At 68.1% G+C, this 17,473-nt stretch carries 17 protein-coding genes; 10 read left to right on the plus strand and 7 right to left on the minus strand.

Translation table 11 applies throughout. The features are described from left to right. Positions 1 to 5: 5 nt before the first annotated feature. The gene (locus tag H5V44_RS13880) at positions 6 to 755 is read right to left on the minus strand and encodes an endonuclease/exonuclease/phosphatase family protein (RefSeq protein WP_185193734.1); all 750 of its coding nucleotides are present in this window, start codon (positions 753 to 755) and stop codon (positions 6 to 8) included. A 146-nt stretch (positions 756 to 901) separates the two neighbouring features. On the opposite strand from H5V44_RS13880, the gene H5V44_RS13885 reads away from it, so the two are divergent. The 4 genes from H5V44_RS13885 to H5V44_RS13900 all read left to right on the plus strand — a co-directional run bounded on the left by H5V44_RS13885 (position 902) and on the right by H5V44_RS13900 (position 3,556). After that, complete coding sequence (locus H5V44_RS13885; protein ID WP_185193735.1) at positions 902 to 1,483, plus strand: hypothetical protein; 582 nt, start codon at positions 902 to 904, stop codon at positions 1,481 to 1,483. Positions 1,484 to 1,539: 56 nt separating this feature from the next. Beyond that, positions 1,540 to 2,151 carry a DUF7125 family protein gene (locus tag H5V44_RS13890; RefSeq protein WP_185193736.1) on the plus strand — a complete coding sequence of 204 codons (612 nt, stop codon included), beginning with the start codon at positions 1,540 to 1,542 and terminating at the stop codon, positions 2,149 to 2,151. Positions 2,152 to 2,586: 435 nt separating this feature from the next. Next, positions 2,587 to 3,150 carry a TATA-box-binding protein gene (locus H5V44_RS13895; RefSeq protein ID WP_185193737.1) on the plus strand — a complete coding sequence of 188 codons (564 nt, stop codon included), beginning with the start codon at positions 2,587 to 2,589 and terminating at the stop codon, positions 3,148 to 3,150. Between the two features lie 22 nt (positions 3,151 to 3,172). After that, positions 3,173 to 3,556, plus strand: a complete 384-nt coding sequence (locus H5V44_RS13900; RefSeq protein ID WP_185193738.1) for a DUF7473 family protein — start codon at positions 3,173 to 3,175, stop codon at positions 3,554 to 3,556. A 50-nt stretch (positions 3,557 to 3,606) separates the two neighbouring features. Here H5V44_RS13900 and hisG read toward each other — a convergent pair whose 3' ends face one another. Continuing rightward, positions 3,607 to 4,452 carry an ATP phosphoribosyltransferase gene (hisG, locus tag H5V44_RS13905; RefSeq protein ID WP_185193739.1) on the minus strand — a complete coding sequence of 282 codons (846 nt, stop codon included), beginning with the start codon at positions 4,450 to 4,452 and terminating at the stop codon, positions 3,607 to 3,609. Positions 4,453 to 4,590: 138 nt separating this feature from the next. On the opposite strand from hisG, the gene hisB reads away from it, so the two are divergent. Beyond that, positions 4,591 to 5,250: an imidazoleglycerol-phosphate dehydratase HisB gene (hisB, locus tag H5V44_RS13910; protein WP_185193740.1), complete on the plus strand. Its 660-nt coding sequence runs from the start codon at positions 4,591 to 4,593 to the stop codon at positions 5,248 to 5,250. Between the two features lie 22 nt (positions 5,251 to 5,272). Here hisB and H5V44_RS13915 read toward each other — a convergent pair whose 3' ends face one another. Both H5V44_RS13915 and H5V44_RS13920 read right to left on the minus strand, forming a co-directional pair. Continuing rightward, positions 5,273 to 6,064, minus strand: coding sequence for a hypothetical protein (locus tag H5V44_RS13915; RefSeq protein ID WP_246403992.1), 792 nt, complete (start codon positions 6,062 to 6,064; stop codon positions 5,273 to 5,275). 134 nt (positions 6,065 to 6,198) lie between these two features. Next, entirely contained in the window at positions 6,199 to 6,987 is a 789-nt protein-coding gene (locus H5V44_RS13920; RefSeq protein ID WP_185193741.1) for a sulfurtransferase, read from the minus strand. Positions 6,988 to 7,238: 251 nt separating this feature from the next. On the opposite strand from H5V44_RS13920, the gene H5V44_RS13925 reads away from it, so the two are divergent. Continuing rightward, positions 7,239 to 8,108 carry a sulfurtransferase gene (locus tag H5V44_RS13925; RefSeq protein ID WP_185193742.1) on the plus strand — a complete coding sequence of 290 codons (870 nt, stop codon included), beginning with the start codon at positions 7,239 to 7,241 and terminating at the stop codon, positions 8,106 to 8,108. 183 nt (positions 8,109 to 8,291) lie between these two features. On the opposite strand, the gene H5V44_RS13930 is transcribed toward H5V44_RS13925, so the two are convergent. Beyond that, positions 8,292 to 9,815, minus strand: a complete 1,524-nt coding sequence (locus H5V44_RS13930) for a stage II sporulation protein M (RefSeq protein ID WP_343067758.1) — start codon at positions 9,813 to 9,815, stop codon at positions 8,292 to 8,294. Between the two features lie 82 nt (positions 9,816 to 9,897). Continuing rightward, the gene (locus H5V44_RS13935; RefSeq protein WP_185193744.1) at positions 9,898 to 11,613 is read right to left on the minus strand and encodes a peroxidase family protein; all 1,716 of its coding nucleotides are present in this window, start codon (positions 11,611 to 11,613) and stop codon (positions 9,898 to 9,900) included. Between the two features lie 200 nt (positions 11,614 to 11,813). Here H5V44_RS13935 and H5V44_RS13940 point away from each other — a divergent pair, with 200 nt between their 5' ends. Continuing rightward, positions 11,814 to 12,752, plus strand: a complete 939-nt coding sequence (locus H5V44_RS13940) for a hypothetical protein (RefSeq protein ID WP_185193745.1) — start codon at positions 11,814 to 11,816, stop codon at positions 12,750 to 12,752. 109 nt (positions 12,753 to 12,861) lie between these two features. Beyond that, the gene (locus tag H5V44_RS13945; RefSeq protein WP_185193746.1) at positions 12,862 to 13,470 is read left to right on the plus strand and encodes a transcription antitermination protein; all 609 of its coding nucleotides are present in this window, start codon (positions 12,862 to 12,864) and stop codon (positions 13,468 to 13,470) included. 86 nt (positions 13,471 to 13,556) lie between these two features. On the opposite strand, the gene H5V44_RS13950 is transcribed toward H5V44_RS13945, so the two are convergent. Continuing rightward, positions 13,557 to 13,826, minus strand: a complete 270-nt coding sequence (locus tag H5V44_RS13950) for a DUF7553 family protein (RefSeq protein ID WP_185193747.1) — start codon at positions 13,824 to 13,826, stop codon at positions 13,557 to 13,559. Positions 13,827 to 13,952: 126 nt separating this feature from the next. Here H5V44_RS13950 and uvrB point away from each other — a divergent pair, with 126 nt between their 5' ends. Together uvrB and H5V44_RS13960 are read left to right on the plus strand one after the other, a co-directional pair. Then, positions 13,953 to 16,064: an excinuclease ABC subunit UvrB gene (uvrB, locus tag H5V44_RS13955; RefSeq protein WP_185193748.1), complete on the plus strand. Its 2,112-nt coding sequence runs from the start codon at positions 13,953 to 13,955 to the stop codon at positions 16,062 to 16,064. 233 nt (positions 16,065 to 16,297) lie between these two features. After that, on the plus strand, positions 16,298 to 17,380 hold the full coding sequence (locus H5V44_RS13960) for a sulfite exporter TauE/SafE family protein (protein ID WP_185193749.1): 1,083 nt from the start codon (positions 16,298 to 16,300) through the stop codon (positions 17,378 to 17,380). Positions 17,381 to 17,473 lie beyond the last annotated feature (93 nt).

Below are 17,473 nucleotides of genomic sequence, written 5' to 3' on the forward strand. Positions count from 1 at the left end.
GCTGATCAGTCGTGCCGCGTCTCCGCGACGATGGGCATATGATCGGACAGCCTGATCCCGTCTAAGACCTCACACCGACCAACCGTGACCCCCTCAGTGGTCAGAAACACGTCGTACGTGTGGTTGGGATTGGCGGTCGAGAACGACTTCCCGGGAACGTGGAGTTCGAACCCCGCCTGTTCGACCAGCGGCTCGAACTCCGTTCGGTGCTTGACGTTGAAATCCCCGGTGAGTATCACCTCGTCGTGGTTGTCTGTGACCCCCGCGAGTTCCCGCATCTGTTCTTCTCTCGCACTCTCGGTCTTCGACAGGTGGACCGACATCACAGTCGGCACTCCTTCGGCCTCAACGACCTGAACCAGTCGCTTCGTCCCCTTCGAGAGATACTGTGCCCGACCGTGTCCCGCTTTCCAGAAGATCGCGTTACTCATGTTCCGGAGGACGGGGAGATTGGAGATCGGGTTGTCCACACCGTACTTGACGTCCGCGCGACTCCGGTAGGATAGCTCCGTCCTTTCGAGGTAGTTTGCGATGGTCTGACACTGGTTCTCGAAATGCGAACGGATGGATCCCTGATCAACCTCCTGTACGGCGACGACGTCGGGCCGCTCCTGCATCACGACCTCGACGAACCGTTCGATCCGTTCCCGACCGCCCGTCCGGTCGCCGACGAGCAGCCGGTGGGGCCTTCGAATCCACTCGCGCTGAGACTGAAACCCTAAAAAATAGCCCACGTTGAACGAGAGGATTTTCATCGATACGTGGCCGTGGGATCCGACCGGTCTCAACTTTTCCATTCGCGTCCGAAACCGGCGGGACCTCAGCCGGTCGCCCCGTCCGCCGCGCGGCGCATCAGGCCACCGCCGAATGATTCATTCGATTCCGAGTGTCACGGGGAGGTATGGAAACCACCCAACACAGTGGACGGACCGAGCTCACCAAGTCGGGGAGAACGTTCAGCTCCGTCGAGAACGCCGAGAAGATGGAGGTCCTGGTCTCGATGTACGAACAACTCGATCAGAACCACCACCATCACAACAAGGTCATCTTTCAGACCTACTATCTGAGCGTCATCTTCTTCGGGGCGATCGGATCGTTCCTCCTGAACCCGAGCTATTCGGACACGGTGACGGCCGGGATCGCAACCTTCGGTGCCCTCGTGATGTTGGTTCTGTGGTTCTGGGCGTACATGTATCTCAAAGGACGTCGACAGATCAAGGAACACAAATCGGTTGTCATTCGCGAACTCGAACAGCACGACGAGGAGTTCGTGGTTATGGACAGCGTTCGCGAGGCGTTCTTCTTCAAACACAAGGAGACCCCCCAGAGAACGGTCCTGGCGAAGCTCCTGAACGCCGTAGGTCTCGAAGTCGAAGGGGACTTTCTCGGGGTCGAACACCGGAAGGACGTAGCCCAGTGGGGATACTTCTTGATGCTCAGCCTCGTTTTCTCGGCCTTCGCCGGTTACGTCCTTCTGGTGTGACGACCCCTCCGCGACAGGGCATCGTAAATTAATACCCGGGGCGTGACGGCGGACATATGAGTATCCCGACCGGAATCGACCGACTCGACGAACGGCTGGATGGGGGCGTTCTGCCGGGAACGCTGTTCGTGATCACACTACCACCCGGTGGGGAGTACATCCCGCTGATCCGGGACGGACTGAAAGCGAGACGTGCGGTCATTCTCACGTCACTCAAGAGCGAGACGCTGATCCGGAAGATGCTCGAACGGTCCGGCGTCGGTCTCGAGGACGTCGCTCTCGCCGAACTCGACCCGGGCAAAGCCCCGGAGACGATACCAGCGACGCTCGACACACTCGATTCGAGCACCAGTCTGTACGTAAACGCAGCCGATCCGATAGAGAAGTCCGTCCCGACGGATCTCTACGTCGATCTGATGAACCTGGTCTCCGAGCGGCTCTACGAGGTGGGGACCACCGGCTATCTGTCCTGCTACCGCGACGGTGAACCCCGTTACAACCGGACGGTGACGCTCAACGTTGCCGATTTCGTGGTCGAGATCGAGAGAGTACACGAGGCCGGTCGGTTGACGCACCGGCTCAGGGTACCGAAGGCGAACGGCGTCGCCTTGACCGAGTCGGACCGAACGTTCGAGGTCACGATCGATCAAGCCCCACCGGGCGCGTGACCACGCGGCCGGGAGTTCCGTCCTGACCGGGGTACTCGCCGCGGAACTCCGGCGAAAAATCCCGTTTCCAACGCAGTCTTTCCGGTTGCTGCTGTGCCCCGGCCGCGGGCGGCTTCCCGTCGCAACCCGCGGGTTCCACCCCGTAACTCCCGGGAATCGGAACGCCGTCGAACCCGCTCCCGAAGAACCGAAACGCCGAACCGAGCCACTCGCCAACCGCTTCACACTGTCGGCTGTAACTACGTGAAGATTTTCCACGCCCCCGGGGTGTCGAAATCCGTCACGCGACTATCGCCGACAGTATCGGATACGCTCGGCCGAACACCGTCGAGACGTGGTTACAAGCGTCCGAACCCCGTTTCAACCGACCGACCCGGACGGCAGCCGCTTCGCACCAATCTTTTTAAACGTTAAATACGTCGTTTAAGTCGATATATGAACGACCCCAAGGACACGATCAACATCGAAAACGTCGTCGCCTCCACCGGGATCGGTCAGGAGCTCGATCTCCAGAGCGTGGCGATGGATCTGGAAGGCGCCGACTACGACCCCGAGCAGTTCCCCGGCTTAGTCTACCGGACCCAGGAGCCGAAATCGGCGGCGCTGATCTTCCGGTCGGGCAAGATCGTCTGCACCGGCGCGAAGTCGACCGACGACGTCCACGAGAGCCTCCACATCGTCTTCGAGAAGCTCCGGGAGCTGAAGATCCCCGTCGACGACGACCCCGAGATCACGGTGCAGAACATCGTCACCTCCGCGGATCTCGGCGAGAACCTCAATCTCAACGCCATCGCCATCGGGCTCGGCTTGGAGAACATCGAGTACGAACCCGAGCAGTTCCCCGGCTTAGTCTACCGGCTGGACGAACCCGCCGTCGTCGCGCTGCTTTTCGGCTCCGGGAAGCTCGTCATCACCGGGGGCAAAGCGCCCGACGACGCCCGCGAGGCCGTCGACGTGATCGTGTCCCGTCTGGACGAACTCGGGCTGCTTGCGGACTGAAGCGTCCGTTACGGCCGTCAGTATGCTTCTCCCGCTTCAGGCCGCCCCCGAGGGTCCGCTCGCGGTCGCCGGCACGTTCGCCTCCTTTGCGATCTTCCTGTCTGTCACCGCCCACATCGCCGCCCGGAACGTCCTCGGCGACGTCCCCGTCCGCAACGCGTTCGTGGTGGGCCCCGTCCCGGCGGCGATCAGCGTCCTTGTGGCGACGTTCGCCGCGGGCAACTCCACCGTTATTCTCGTCGGGGTGGCCGCGGCGATCGCCCTCGATTGGGCCGCGATCCGGGCGCTGTACGACGAATCGACCCGCCTGTCGGCGTACATCACCTTCATCCACTTCGTGGTCAGCGTCATCCTGGGGGCGATCGTCTTCGGGCTCTGGGCGCTCTCGCTCAGCGCGCCCGGGTAGCGGGGTTCGGTGGCCCTGCCGCCACGCTCGCCGCGTCGACGGCCCCCGACTCACTCCACCAGCCGCTCGATCTCGGTGACCAGGATTCCGGACGCCCCGACCGACTTCAGGGCGTCGACGGTCTCGAAGACGTCGCGCTCGTCGACGACGACGTGGACGGCCACCGTTTCCTCGCCCGCGACGTCCATCACCGTCGGGCCGTCCAGCCCCGGGATCACCTCGCGGATCTCCGCCAGCCGGTCCTCGGGGGCGTTCATCATCACGTACCGTTTGTCCTCGGCGGCCAGCACCGACTCGAAGGCGGTCACCAGCTGCTGGACCTTCTCGTCGCCGGCGCGGTCGGGGTGGGCGTAGAGCCGCACCGACGACGAAAGCACCTCGTCGATCACCGCAAGGCGGTTCATTCGGAGCGTGGTCCCGGTGGAGGTGATGTCGACGATGGCGTCGGCCATCTCGACGTGGGGCGTGAGTTCGGTCGCGCCCGTCACCTCCACCACGTCGGCGTCGATCCCTTCCCGATCGAGGTACTCGCGGGTGATCCGCGGGAACTCGGTCGCAACGGTACCGTCTCCCAGGTCGGTCGGCACGGCGATGTCGCCGTCCTCGGGTGCGGCCAGCACCAGCCGACACCGCCCGAACTCCAGGTCGACCAGCTCTGTCAGGTCGACCCCGGATTCGACCACCTGATCGCGGCCGGTGATCCCGACCGCGGCGGCCCCGTCGGCCACGTACTCGGGGATGTCGGCCGCGCGGGCGAACAGGATCGTCACCTCGGGGTCGACGGTGTCGGCGTAGAGCTTCCGGTCGGCCGTGCTCTCGATCGGGAGCCCGGCCCGTTCGAGGAGGTCGACGCTCGGCTCGTGCAGGCGGCCCTTGTTGGGGACGGCGACGCGCATACCACGGGGTCACGCGCCTGCGACGTACCACTTTCGCTCGCGGGTCGGGGTGGCTGATGGGACGACAGGCGCGGGGGCGACAGCGCAGCACCGACTCGGAGGCACAACCATCATACCCCCGCGCGTCGATGCGCCGGTATGACCGACGCAGACGGCGGGGACGACGCCGGACCGGACGGCAGCAACGACGCCGCCGGGACTGAGAGAGCGGACGGCGACCGCGCCGCAGCCGTCTCCCGGGCGACCGCCGAAACCGACATCGATCTCACGCTGACCGTCGACGGCGACGGCGACGCCGCGGTCGACACCGGGATCGGCTTCTTCGATCACATGCTCGAATCCTTCGCGAAGCACGGCCTGTTCGACCTGACGGTGCGGTGTGACGGCGACCTCTCGGTCGACGACCACCACACCGTCGAGGACGTCGCGATCGTACTCGGCGAAGCGTTCGACGCGGCACTGGGCGAGAAACGCGGGATCGTCCGCTACGCCGACCGGCGGGTGCCGTTAGACGAGGCGGTCGCGGGCGTCGTCGTCGACGTGAGCGGCCGGCCGCACTTCGACTTCGACGGCGAGTTCTCCCAGGCCGCGATCGGCGAGTTCACCAGCGACATGGCCCGCCACTTCGCGTACTCCCTGTCGATGCACGCGGGCCTGACGCTCCACGCCGAGGTCGACGGCGAGAACGCCCACCACGAGGTGGAGGCGCTGTTCAAGGCGCTCGCGCGGGCGCTCGACGACGCCACCGTGGTCGACCCGCGCCGGAGCGACACCCCGAGTACGAAGGGCGAACTCTGAGGCCACCGACGCCCGCCGGGAGTCAGTTTCGGCGGAGCGTCCCGCCGTCGTCGACGATCACGCCGCGGTCGACCGCGTGGTCGACGATCCGGTGGACGTGGCCCTCGTCGAGGTCGTAGGCGCTCGCGGCGAGTTCGACGATGGCGGTGCGCTCCACGGGGAACTCCCGGTTGCCGAGCAGCCGCATCACGGTCCGGAACTCCTCGGGGCCGTCGTCGCTCCCGGCAGCCTCGGTGCCGGTTGCCCTGTCGTCGTCGGTGTCGTCGGCACCGTCCGCGGCGCTGCCGTCGGCGTCGGTTGCCGCCCCGCCCGTTCCAGCGCCCGCCTCCGTCGCCGCCGGCGAATCAGTGTCGGTTGCCGGGTCGACATTGGGGATGCCGTCACGGATAGGTTCGGACCGCGGGTGTCCCGCGTCGTCCGCTCCCCCGCCGGCGCGGTCCGGGTCGCTCCACTGGACCGGTTCCCCGCCGGGGTCGTCGGGCGGCGTTGCGTCGGTGTGTGAGTCGGCGGCGTCGGAGCCCGCCCCGTCGCCGGGGGCCGCCGCCGACCCGCCCGTTGCGGACGATGCGGCCGCTGTCGACGAGTCCTCGGACTCGTCCCCGGCGTCGACCCCCGACGCGTCGTCGTCCGCCTCGACGCCGAGCCGTTCGAGCAGCGGGTCGATCACGGTTTCGAGCGTCCCCGCACAGTCCGAACAGAGGACGATCCGTCGCTGTTCGGCCTCCGTCGGCGAAAGCGCCGGCGGGAGCACCTCGTAGACGCCGGCGGCGTCGGCGCCGCAGAACTCGCAGGTTCGGAGTTGACGCATCGGCATACTCGTGTCTCCGCGAGCGGGCTGATAAAACTATTCGACGGGGTGGTGGCTACTCCAGCACTCCGTCGGGAACTGACCCGTCCCCGCGGCTCCCCTTCGGTCGCCGCTCCGATCCGGGGCTCCGTTCGGTGCCGTCACTCAGCCTCGCTTTCTACCGGCCCGCCGCGTTCGGTCCACTCGGTGAGGCTCCCCTCGTAGAAGCCGACGTCGTCGTAGCCGAGCGACCGCAAGACGACGTAGGTGTGGCTGATCCGGCGGGCGGTGTTGCAGTACAGTAGCACCCGGGTGTCGGGGGTGACGCCGACGTCCGCGAGGACCCCCGCGAGTTCGTTGGCGGGCTTCAGCCCGCGGGTGTCGTCGTCGACGAGGTCGCGCCAGTCGAGGTTGACCGCGCCCGGGAGGTGCCCCTCCGCGAACTCCCAGGCCTCCCGGGTGTCGACGATGACCGCCTCGGGGTCGTCGAGTGCAGCCCTGATGGTGTCGTAGTCGACCAGCGGGGACTGTTCCGGCTCGCCGACCGCGTACTCCGATTCGGCCGGCGACGGCGACTCGGTGGTGGTCCGATGCTCGCGGTTCCACGCGCTGAAGTCGCCGTCGAGGAGGTGGAGCCGATCCGGCGGGTGGCCGTACAGCTCCGCGGTCACCAGAAAGCGCGCCGCAAAGACCCCGTGGGTGTCGTCGTAGGCGACGATGTCGTCGTCGGGGGCGATCCCCGCAGCCGACAGCAGCGACTCCCAGACCTCGGCCCCGGGGAGCATCCCCTCGTCGCCGGACTCGCTGCGGAACTCCGCGAACGGGAGGTTCACCGCGCCCGGGACGTGACCGATGCCGTCGAACTCCCACGCGTCGCGGACGTCGACGATCCGCACCGACCCGGACCGTTCGGCCACCCACTCCGCCGGGACGACGACGTTCTCGTACATACACGTGGGTAGTCGACCGCGGCTCTTGAACCTGGGCGATCCACGCGCCGTTTCGGGCGTCGAAGAAAGTGGCAACTGTTGCTGGTAGAATCCGCAACGAGCGGTGAGCCGCCGGACGCCGTGTCCCCACGACGATTCCGGCGGATGACACGCGGCCAATATCCGGCAAAAATCTCTCCATCGCGGGAGGGTTGGCAGGACGCGCCGTTGCTGTGGGGATTATACGGGAAGAGGTCGTATAGGGGAACGCAATGACAGACAACGACTACGCGAAGGACGTCCTCGTCTCCGCCGACTGGGTCGAGGAGCGTCTCGACGAGTTCGAAAGCGACGACCCCGCCCACCGGCTGGTGGAGGTCGACACCGACACCGAAGCGTACGACGAGAGCCACGCGCCCGGCGCGATCGGGTTCAACTGGGAGACGCAGCTCCAAGACCAGACCACCCGGGACATCCTGACGCAGGAGGACTTCGAGGATCTGCTGGGCAGCCACGGCATCTCAGAGGACTCCACGGTGGTCCTGTACGGCGACAACTCCAACTGGTTCGCCGCCTACACCTACTGGCAGTTCAAGTACTACGGCCACGACGACGTCCGACTCCTCGACGGCGGCCGCGAGTACTGGATCGAGAACGACTACCCGACCACCGACGAGGTGCCGGAGTTCCCCGCGCAGACCTACACCGCGAAGGGTCCCTACGAGGACATCCGTGCGTACCGCGACGACGTCGAGAAGGCGATCGACCGCGACCTCCCGCTCGTGGACGTCCGCTCGCCCGAGGAGTTCTCCGGCGAGATCCTCGCGCCGCCGGGACTGCAGGAGACCGCCCAGCGCGGCGGCCACATCCCCGGCGCCCAGAACGTCTCGTGGGCCGCGGTCACGAACGACGACGGGACGTTCAAGTCCCGCGAGGAACTCGAGGAGCTCTACGCCGAGCACGGCATCGACGGCGACACCACAGTCGTCGCGTACTGCCGGATCGGCGAGCGGTCCTCCGTGGCCTGGTTCGCGCTCCACGAACTCCTGGGCTACGACTCGGCGATCAACTACGACGGCTCCTGGACCGAGTGGGGCAACCTGGTCGGCGCGCCGATCGAAAAGGGCAGCGGCGCAGACTGAGCGGCGCGAGGTCGGCGAGTGAGCGAAGCGAGGGAACCGGAGCGGCGACCGTAGCGAGCCGCGAAGACGGCAGCGACGCCGACTGACGGCACGGAGTAGCGCCGGCTCCCGCACCGGTCGTTGTCTTCGAGCACACCTCGAATTTTTGCGCTACGACGTCGCCGCCGAGCGCCCCGACCGGCGCTACCCGCCGAGCACGACCCTCGCGATCGCTGGCGTCAGAAACGCCTCGATCGCGGCCGCGACGACGAACAGCGGCACGAGCCCCAGCAGCACCCGGTAGGTACGCCGGATCGCCGCGGCCACGTCGCCGTCGTCGTAGCGGCCGCGGAGGGCGCCGACCCCGACGCCACCCAGCGAGAGGCCGGCCGCGCCGCCGATCACGAGCGCCGGGATCTCGATCACGCCGTGGGGGGCGACCAGCGCCAGGAACGCGACGGGGTCGACGACGCCGCCGACGGCGCCGACGATCAGCCCGTTGAACGCGAGCGTCACCACCGCCGGCACGCCCGCGGCGATCCCGCTGTACGCCAGGTCGACCGCGACCAGCCAGTTGTTGATCGCGAGGTTCAGGAAGGTGCCGAGCGGGAGCGCACCGAAGATCCCGCCCACGTCGCCGCCGACCGGGAGGTTCACCCCGGTCGATCCCGCCGCGACCCACCCGGCCGCGCCGCCGGCGGCGAAACAGGCGAGGGAGGCGAGGTTCGCGATCGGGTGGTCGCGCACGAACGCGCCGACCGCGCGGAGGCCGCCGCCGAACGCCGTCCGGAGCCGCGTCCCGAGCGACGGACTGCTCGGCGCCGCGGGGAGTTCCGTCCCGGCGTACAACGCGGTTTTGAACCCGTCGACAACCGGCGGCACGAGTACTGTCCCGACCAGCGCAGTCGCGCGGGGCGCGCCGGCGGTCGCGCCGAGGCTCCCGACGACGCCCGAAAGGATGACCGCCCCGATCGCGACGGCGACGTAGCCCAGCACGGCTTTCGGGCGGCGGAGCGGGAGCCGGACGCTGCGTTTCACCGCCGCGACCGCGCCGACGTCGTCGATCACGACCGCCTGGTCGGCGAACGCGAACAGCACGAGCACCAGCAGGACGACCAGAAGCGTGACGAGGCCACCGAGGACGGCGGCCAGAACCCCGAGCACGCCGGCCGCGGTCAACTCACCGGCACTGGCTGTGGCCCCGATCACGGCGGCAACGAGGCCGAAAAGCGGCGTGAGGACCGCGAGGACGGCGGCGAGCAGGAGGAGCCGAACGCCGACGAAGGCCCGCCAGTGTCGCCGGACGCCGGCGACGGCCGCGCGGACCCCGTCGTCGCCACGGAGCAGCCCGAACAGCCCGCCGACGGCCGCGGCGTTCCCGACGGCGGCGGCGAGGACCGCGAGGACGGCCGCCGACAGGACGCCCGCGGCGACTAAGAGCAGGACGCCGGGTGTCAGGATTCCCGCGACGGCGTTGCCGAGTTCCGGCGGGAGCGACCCGTCGGTGCCGGGAGCGACCGACCCGTCCCCCACCGTGCGGAGCCGGTCGAGGAACGGCTCCAGCCGGCCGCCCGCTGCGAGGAGCCAGACCGCGGCGACGCCGGCGACGACGAGCGGTGTGCGTGCGATCCCGTAGAGGCCGCTCGCGAGGAGGTACACGGGTAGGACCGACGCCGGCCGGTCACGGAGTAATCGGGCGCCCGTCCGGAGGGCGGTGGAGGGGTTCACGCAACTGAAATGCCGGGCGAACGACATAGAAGTTCGGGCGGCCGCACCTCGGTCCAGCCAGTCCCGGTCTACGCCCCGGACGTCAGTCGGTGATCTCCAGCGCGAACTCGAGGAGGTCAGCCGTCCCGAACTCCCCGGCCGCCGAGTGCGGGGCGGGCAGCGTCGGCGTCCAGTCCGGCTGGATCGTCAGGAACGAGCTCGTGTCCGAGGCGATCAGGCCGACGAGCACCTCGGCGACGATCCGACTCCCGACGGGGCCGAGGTGCTCGCCGTCGGCGAGCTCTCGGGCCTCCGCGAGCACGTAGTACCACAGCGGCATCTCCGTCCCCTCCGGCCGGCCGAACCGCGACAGCACCTCGTCGAAGCCGACGTCGTGGTTGTGCAGGACGGGGGCGTCGGGCATCGCTCGCGCGATCGTCTGTCCTGACGGGAGGCCGAGCCGGCGGCCGCGCACGAGGTTCCGCGACGCGAGCGACCGCCGCCAGTCGGCGTCGGCCGTCACGAACGGCAGGTCGAGCAGCTCAGAGGAGAGTTTCGGGTCGATCGCGCGGACGTCCTGCGGACGGGTCTCGGCCCGCTCGAAGTCGAACAGGTACCGCCAGTCGACGGCGTCGGCCGGCGACACGGGCTGGAACCCGGGGCTCAAAGCGTCGTCGTCCATCGGCGAGCCGAACAGCTTCCCCTCCGTGGAGTCGTTGACCCGGTGTCGGCGCCGGACCTGGCTGTGCCCGAACCGGTACGCCGCGCCGGCGAACTCCAGGGGGAGGAACGGCCGCTCGTCGGGACCGACGGTGAAGAACCGCCGCTCGTCGCGGACCGACTCGACGATGTCCTCGTCGCAGACAGTCGGTAGGTACTCCTCGAGGACGATCCACTGGTAGTGCCACCGCGCCAGCTGTTGGGCGCGCTCGAACTCCTCGCTCTCACGCTCCACGATGGCGTTGTGGAAATTCAGCATCGCGTACTGGAACTGTGAGAGGATGAGGTTCTCGTCGTTCCGCGGGTCCGCGATCAGCGCGACGTCCTCGTGGTTGCGCGGGAGAAAGTGGTCTCCGTCCCCGAGCAACAGCAGCTCGCGGCTGCCGCCGGCCATCGGCGACTGGTACCGGAACCGGTCGACCTCGGGACCCGCCCCGTACACGGAGTCGAGGTCGAGCCCCGGCGTCCGGAAGTTGCGGATCGCGTCGGGGTCGTTCTGCCGGGAGAGGCTCGACAGCGGATCGAGCGTGATGTCGTGGTCGATGAACTGCCCGAGAAACACGAAGCCCGCGGGCACGTTCGCGGTGTCGACGTTCTCCGGGGCGGCGTCCTCGTCGAGCGGGCCGCCCGGCAGCCCGAGCTCCCGCAGGAACTCCACATCGTGGTGGGCGGCTTCGAGGTGCGGGAACATCCGGCCGAACCGCCCCCGACCGGGGTGTGGCGGATCCCGCGGGACGTTCGACATCCCGCGCTGTCCGCCCATCCCGTGGTGCATGTCCTCGACCGCCTCCATCATCGGGTGGGTGTGGCTGCTGCGGTCCTCGACGGTCAGTTCGTGGTCCTCCTCGTCGAGGGTCAGCGACCACTCGCCGACGACCTCCCCGTCCGCGAAGCCGTAGCCGTGGGGGTCCGGATCGGTCAGTTCCTCGTGTGCGTCGGCGCTGAACCGCACCTCGAACCGGCCGTCGCCGCGCGTCGTCACGTGCCCGAGCGGGTCGTCGAGCCCGAGGTCGGCGTCGACGACGACGATCTCGATCCCGGCGGCGGGCGTTCCGTCGGACCGTCGCACGTCGCCGGCAACCGTGTGTTCCGTTGGCATACTTCTACTGGTACTTCAACAACGTATAAACTTTTACTACGATCGGTGACAGATACCGGAACCAACCGACGGACGCAGTCCGGTCGCGTTCCGGCGGTCGCGGGACCCGCAGACTCGTCGCTCGTCGGGTCCCGCCGGGTCCGACACCCACAGTTTAGTTCGTTGGACCTCATCGACACGACAACCGGAGTGCCGGATCGATGGAGAACCTGGGTAAACGCCGGCTGGAGGGGAGGTACACCGCCTTCGAGTCGGAGTTCGAGATGCTGAAACGGCGGGCGGACGCGCAGGAGGACCCCCCGGAGTGGGCGGGCGAGATCGACGGCCTGCTGACGACCGGGCGGGCCGCCATCGAAGACGAGGACCTCGAGTACGCGTGGTACTGCCTCCACGCGGCGGAGCGGCTGAAGCTGTACGCCGTCGCGGAACTCGACGACTCGGACGCCGTCCTGCGCCGGGAGGCCGCAGAGCGGCTCGTGGAGACGGAGAACCTGGCGCCGTCCTGGCGGTCGACCGCGGTCACCGAACGGCTGACGGGCGACGACGGCTCGCTGCGGTCCGACCTCTCCGACGCCGACCTCCGCTCGGCGGCGGAACTCCTCCACGAGGGGTACCACAAAATCCACTCGAAGCGCCAGCACCTCCAGGACCAGTTCAGCTACCTCCTGTTCTACGGCGCGATATCGACGGCGCTCTTCGCCGTCGTCTCCCTGTCGAGTCCGCACCTCCCGTGGCTTCCCTCCCCGTTCTTCGACGTCGCTGCCGCGCTGGAGGGTACCTCCCGGGCGAGTCCGGTCTCGTTTCTGCTCTACGTCGTGCTGTTCGGGGCGCTCGGCGCCTCGGTGTTCGGGCTCTACTCGGTGCGGAAGCGTCCGACGTCCGCGAGCGCGCCGCAGTACCTCACCAGCCGGCGGGTGGCACTCTCGCGGCTGACCGTCGGCGTCGCGTCCGCGTTGGCCGTCTTCTTCTTCGTCCGCTCGGGGGCGATCGTGATCAACGTCGGCGGGGGGACGGGCGACGGTCCGTTCCTCCTCACGCTCGCGTTCGTCGCGGGCTACTCCGAGCGCCTCGTCCACACGGCGGTCGAGTCGATCGCCGAAACCGCCGAACCGGGCGGCTCCGGCGGCGGCGGATCCTGACGGCCCTGGAGACGGCGCGCGCCGGCGCACCGGTCCCGGGGCGGACGGCCGGCGGAGACTACTGCGGCGTGTCGATGGCTACAAGCGATCCGACGGTCAACAGAACCGTATGAACGGCGAGGACCTCGCAAGCGAACTGCGTGACGACCACGAGACCGAGTTCTCCCGGCTCGGCTCCTCGAAGGCGATGTACGCGCTGACCGGCGGCGAGATGGACGGCGACCGGGTACGGGCCGCCGCCGCGACCGATGCCCTGGCGTTCGCGGCGGCACTCGAAGCGTGGGACCCAGACGACCCGACCGGGGAACTCTACCCGGACCTCGCGGCCGCCGCACGCGAGCACGCCGCGGCGGTCGCCGACGACCCGTCCCTCGACGAGGAGCCGCCGCTTTACGACGCCCTGGCAGGGTTCGACGCGACGCCGGCCCGTCTCGGCGGTCTCCTGGGCCGCTATCTCGTCGTCTCCGAGTACGCCAGCCAGATGGTCGGTTTCTTCGTCGGCGACGCCGACCCGATGGCCGCAAACGACTTCCGGGACCTACGCTCGGAGGTCGACGCCGAACGCGACCGGGTCGTCGACGCGCTGAACGCGGCCTGCGGAGCCGACGAGGAGTGGGCCGTCGCCCGTGACGCCGCCGAGACGGTCATCGAGGCCGCCTACGACGACTACGTCGAGACGCTGGAGTCGATGGGGATCAAACCGAAAAACGTCTGTTGATCGGCGCCGACGTAGCTCGCCGATCCACCCGTGTGAACGCACCCCAATCTCCACCCGAAATAGAGGGGTAACGCGGCTGACACGCGTCAGACGCCGTCGACTCCCTCCCGGAACTCCGCGAGCTTCGAGCGGGCCTCCCGGATCGCCTCCGCTGTCGACCCCTCGGTCTCCTCCGTGAGCTCCGTGAGCGCGTGCATGTGCCGGGCGAGCCGGCCGTGGTCGGCGCCGTGCTCCCGGGTTGCGAGCGTCGCGAGCGCCTCGGACTGGTCGTAGAGCCGCTGGCGGGCATCGCCCTCCGCCGCCTCCGCGGCGGCGCGCAGCCGGTCGCTGGCGTCTTCGAGTAGTTCCCGTGACATAGCCGGGCGTAGGCGCTCCCGGGTGAAAACCGTTGCACCGCCGCGGGTGGGTCCCGCGTCACAACTCCGACCCCGCCGGCCACGCGACCGACCGCCTCAAGTGCGTGTGCGCCCAATCCGATTTCAATGAGCGACACCTCCGAAGCGGGCCCGCTGTCGCCCGATCGGCCGGCGGCCGACCGGGAGTTCCGCGTCGACGCCCCGTTCGACCCCGCGGGCGACCAGCCCGATGCGATCGAACAGCTCGCCGCGGGCTTCGAGTCGGGGATGGACAAACAGACGCTACTCGGTGTCACCGGCTCGGGGAAGACAAACACCGTCTCCTGGACCATCGAGGAACTCCAGCAGCCGACGCTCGTGATCGCCCACAACAAGACCCTCGCCGCGCAGCTCTACGAGGAGTTCCGGAGCCTCTTCCCCGACAACGCGGTGGAGTACTTCGTCTCCTACTACGACTACTACCAGCCGGAGGCGTACGTCGAGCAGACCGACACCTACATCGACAAGGACATGTCGATCAACGAGGAGATCGACCGACTCCGCCACTCGGCGACCCGATCGCTGCTCACCCGCGACGACGTCATCGTCGTTGCTTCGGTGTCGGCGATCTACGGCCTGGGTGATCCGACGAACTACACCGAGATGGCGCTCCGCGTCGAACTCGGCGACCGGATCGACCGCGACGACCTCCTCTCGAAGCTCGTGGATCTGAACTACGAGCGAAACGACGTCGACTTCCAGCAAGGGACCTTCCGGGTCCGCGGCGACACCGTCGAGGTGTACCCGATGTACGGCCGGTACGCCGTCCGCGTGGAGTTCTGGGGCGACGAGGTCGACCGGCTCACCAAGCTCGATCCCCTCACCGGCGAAGTCGTCTCCGAGGAACCCGCCGCCCTCGTTCACCCCGCGGAGCACTATTCGATCCCCGACGAGAAACTGGAGACCGCGATCGAGGAGATCGAGGCCCTGATGGAGGACCGCGTGGCGTACTTCGAACGGCAGGGCGACCTCGTCGCCGCCCAGCGGATCGAGGAGCGGACCACCTTCGACATCGAGATGCTGCGGGAGACGGGCTACTGCTCGGGGATCGAGAACTACTCGGTACACATGTCCGACCGCGACTCCGGCGAGCCGCCGTACACCCTGCTTGATTACTTTCCCGACGACTTCCTCACCGTCGTCGACGAGTCCCACCAGACGCTCCCGCAGATCCGGGGGCAGTTCGAGGGCGACAAATCACGGAAGGACTCGCTCGTCGAGAACGGCTTCCGGCTGCCAACCGCCTACGACAACCGGCCGCTGACGTTCGAGGAGTTCGAGGCGAAGACCGACCGGACGCTCTACGTGTCGGCGACGCCCGGCGACTACGAGCGAGAGCACTCCGAGCGGATCGTCGAGCAGATCGTCCGCCCGACCCACCTTGTCGACCCCGAAATCGAGATCGCCGACGCCACCGGCCAGGTCGACGACCTGCTCGACCGGATCGACGACCGGATCGACCGAGAGGAGCGCGTCCTCGTCACGACGCTCACGAAGCGGATGGCGGAGGACCTGACCGAGTTCCTGGAGGAGTCGGGCGTCGACGTGGCGTATATGCACGACGAGACCGACACCTTAGAGCGGCACGAACTGATCCGTGACCTCCGGCTCGGCAACATCGACGTCCTCGTCGGGATCAACCTCCTCCGTGAGGGGCTCGACATCCCCGAGGTCTCCTTGGTCGCCATCCTCGACGCCGACCAGGAGGGCTTTCTCCGCTCGGAGACCACGCTGGTGCAGACGATGGGCCGCGCCGCCAGAAACGTCGCGGGTGAGGTCGTGCTCTACGCCGACGAGACCACCGACGCGATGGCGTCGGCGATCTCCGAGACGCGGCGTCGCCGCCGGATCCAGCGGGAGTACAACCAGGAGCACGGCTACGAGCCACAGACCATCGAGAAGTCGATCGGCGAGACGAACCTCCCGGGCAGCGGCGACAGAAGCGAGCGGTCCCCGACCGACGAGCCCACCGACGACGAGGAGGCCCGCGAGCAGATCGCCTACCTCGAAGAACGGATGGAGGAGGCCGCCGACAACCTCGAGTTCGAGCTCGCGGCAGACATCCGCGACCGGATCCGGGAGCTCCGTCAGGAGTTCGGGATCCCGGAGGACGACGGGGGCGCCCGCGGCGACGACGGGGTCGACCCCGGCGTCGACCCGCTCGACGGCGGGCTCCCGCCGGAGTCGAACTCACAGTGACGTCACGTGTCCGGCCGGCGTACGCAACCTACGCTCCGTCCGAACATCAAGCCTTATGCATACCTCGTCGCTACCTGGCGGCTACGATGAGTTGCGTGTCGACGTGCCGCCGTACCGAAGCGAGGGGTCACCGAACGGTACAGGACGTGAGTCGGTGATGTACCGGCACGACCGTCCGAACGCTCCGGCGACCGCCACACCGACCCCCGGACACTGACAGACGGCTCACCCGGATGAATCCGATCTCCGCCACCCGTGTCCAGCGGCTGTTGCTCCGGTATCAGTACGTCTTCGTCTTCCTCGCTCCGGTCGCGTTCGTGACCGCGGTCGTCGCCGGCGCGCCGGCATCGGGGACGGGGACGGGCTACTGGCTGGAGTACTGGTGGCTGTTCCCGGCGTTCCTGCTCGGAGCAACGATCGTCAACACGGTCGGCATCAGCGGGTCGGCGCTGTTCGTCCCGTTTCTGATCTTCGTCTTCCCGCTGTTTGCGAGCCCGCTCGATCCACCTACGATCGTGAAAGTCGGCCTGATCAGCGAGGCGTTCGGCCTGTCGAGTTCCTCGCTCGCGTTCATCCAGTACGGCCTCGTGGACCGCCGACTGGCGGTCGCCCTCGTCGGCGGCGCGGTCCCGTTCGTCGTCGCGGGGGCGCTGCTCTCCTTTGTCATCCCGGAGCCGCTGTTCCACGGGCTGTTGGGTGTCGCCCTGTTGACGGCGTCGTACCTGCTCTTCAGGATCGACCTCGGCCACGGGGGAGCGAGCGGCTCCGACGACGCCGACCCCGAGGCGGCCGTCGACGGCGGCCGTCCCGGGCGGCCGGACGACCCCGGAAAGCTCGGCCCCGCCGGCGTCGAAACCGACGAGACGGGCACCGTAACGCGCGTCGACCGCGACGGCGGCGACTACCAGTACACCCGTGGCGGCTACCTGCGCCGGTTTGCGAACTACAGCGTCGGCGGGACGTTCCAGGGGCTCGCGGGGTTCGGGGTGGGCGAGCTCGGGATCATCTCGATGCTCGGAACGAAGGTCCCGGTCCGGATCGCGATCGGGACGAACCACATCGTCGTCGCGCTGACGGCCGTCCTGGCGTCGCTGGTCCACGTGTTCGGCGGCGGCCTCGTCGGCGGGCACAGCCTCAGCCTCGCGTCGACACCGTGGAACATGGTCGTGTTCACCGTCCCGGCGACGGTGACGGGCGGACAGATCGCCCCCTACGTCTCGAACGCGCTCAGTACGTCGACGATCAAAACGTTCGTCGGCGGGCTCTTCGCCGTGATCTCGATCGCCCTGTTCCTGATGGCGGCCGGCGGGGTCTGATACGGATCATTGTAACGAAATACCGGTCATCGCGGGAGACGGGGTCGGCGATGACCGGTAGTTGACTACAACAATCCGTATGAAGCCGCCGAG

Source organism: Halobellus ruber, from assembly GCF_014212355.1.
Taxonomy (GTDB): Archaea; Halobacteriota; Halobacteria; order Halobacteriales; family Haloferacaceae; genus Haloquadratum; species Haloquadratum rubrum.

What these genes read in the sequence shown, in the direction of transcription:
- H5V44_RS13880 (WP_185193734.1), bottom strand. Translation starts at nt 755, where the DNA reads ATGAAAATCCTCTCGTTCAACGTGGGCTATTTTTTAGGGTTTCAGTCT.
- H5V44_RS13885 (WP_185193735.1), top strand. Translation starts at nt 902, where the DNA reads ATGGAAACCACCCAACACAGTGGACGGACCGAGCTCACCAAGTCGGGG.
- H5V44_RS13890 (WP_185193736.1), top strand. Translation starts at nt 1,540, where the DNA reads ATGAGTATCCCGACCGGAATCGACCGACTCGACGAACGGCTGGATGGG.
- H5V44_RS13895 (WP_185193737.1), top strand. Translation starts at nt 2,587, where the DNA reads ATGAACGACCCCAAGGACACGATCAACATCGAAAACGTCGTCGCCTCC.
- H5V44_RS13900 (WP_185193738.1), top strand. Translation starts at nt 3,173, where the DNA reads ATGCTTCTCCCGCTTCAGGCCGCCCCCGAGGGTCCGCTCGCGGTCGCC.
- hisG (WP_185193739.1), bottom strand. Translation starts at nt 4,452, where the DNA reads ATGCGCGTCGCCGTCCCCAACAAGGGCCGCCTGCACGAGCCGAGCGTC.
- hisB (WP_185193740.1), top strand. Translation starts at nt 4,591, where the DNA reads ATGACCGACGCAGACGGCGGGGACGACGCCGGACCGGACGGCAGCAAC.
- H5V44_RS13915 (WP_246403992.1), bottom strand. Translation starts at nt 6,064, where the DNA reads ATGCCGATGCGTCAACTCCGAACCTGCGAGTTCTGCGGCGCCGACGCC.
- H5V44_RS13920 (WP_185193741.1), bottom strand. Translation starts at nt 6,987, where the DNA reads ATGTACGAGAACGTCGTCGTCCCGGCGGAGTGGGTGGCCGAACGGTCC.
- H5V44_RS13925 (WP_185193742.1), top strand. Translation starts at nt 7,239, where the DNA reads ATGACAGACAACGACTACGCGAAGGACGTCCTCGTCTCCGCCGACTGG.
- H5V44_RS13935 (WP_185193744.1), bottom strand. Translation starts at nt 11,613, where the DNA reads ATGCCAACGGAACACACGGTTGCCGGCGACGTGCGACGGTCCGACGGA.
- H5V44_RS13940 (WP_185193745.1), top strand. Translation starts at nt 11,814, where the DNA reads ATGGAGAACCTGGGTAAACGCCGGCTGGAGGGGAGGTACACCGCCTTC.
- H5V44_RS13945 (WP_185193746.1), top strand. Translation starts at nt 12,862, where the DNA reads ATGAACGGCGAGGACCTCGCAAGCGAACTGCGTGACGACCACGAGACC.
- H5V44_RS13950 (WP_185193747.1), bottom strand. Translation starts at nt 13,826, where the DNA reads ATGTCACGGGAACTACTCGAAGACGCCAGCGACCGGCTGCGCGCCGCC.
- uvrB (WP_185193748.1), top strand. Translation starts at nt 13,953, where the DNA reads ATGAGCGACACCTCCGAAGCGGGCCCGCTGTCGCCCGATCGGCCGGCG.
- H5V44_RS13960 (WP_185193749.1), top strand. Translation starts at nt 16,298, where the DNA reads ATGAATCCGATCTCCGCCACCCGTGTCCAGCGGCTGTTGCTCCGGTAT.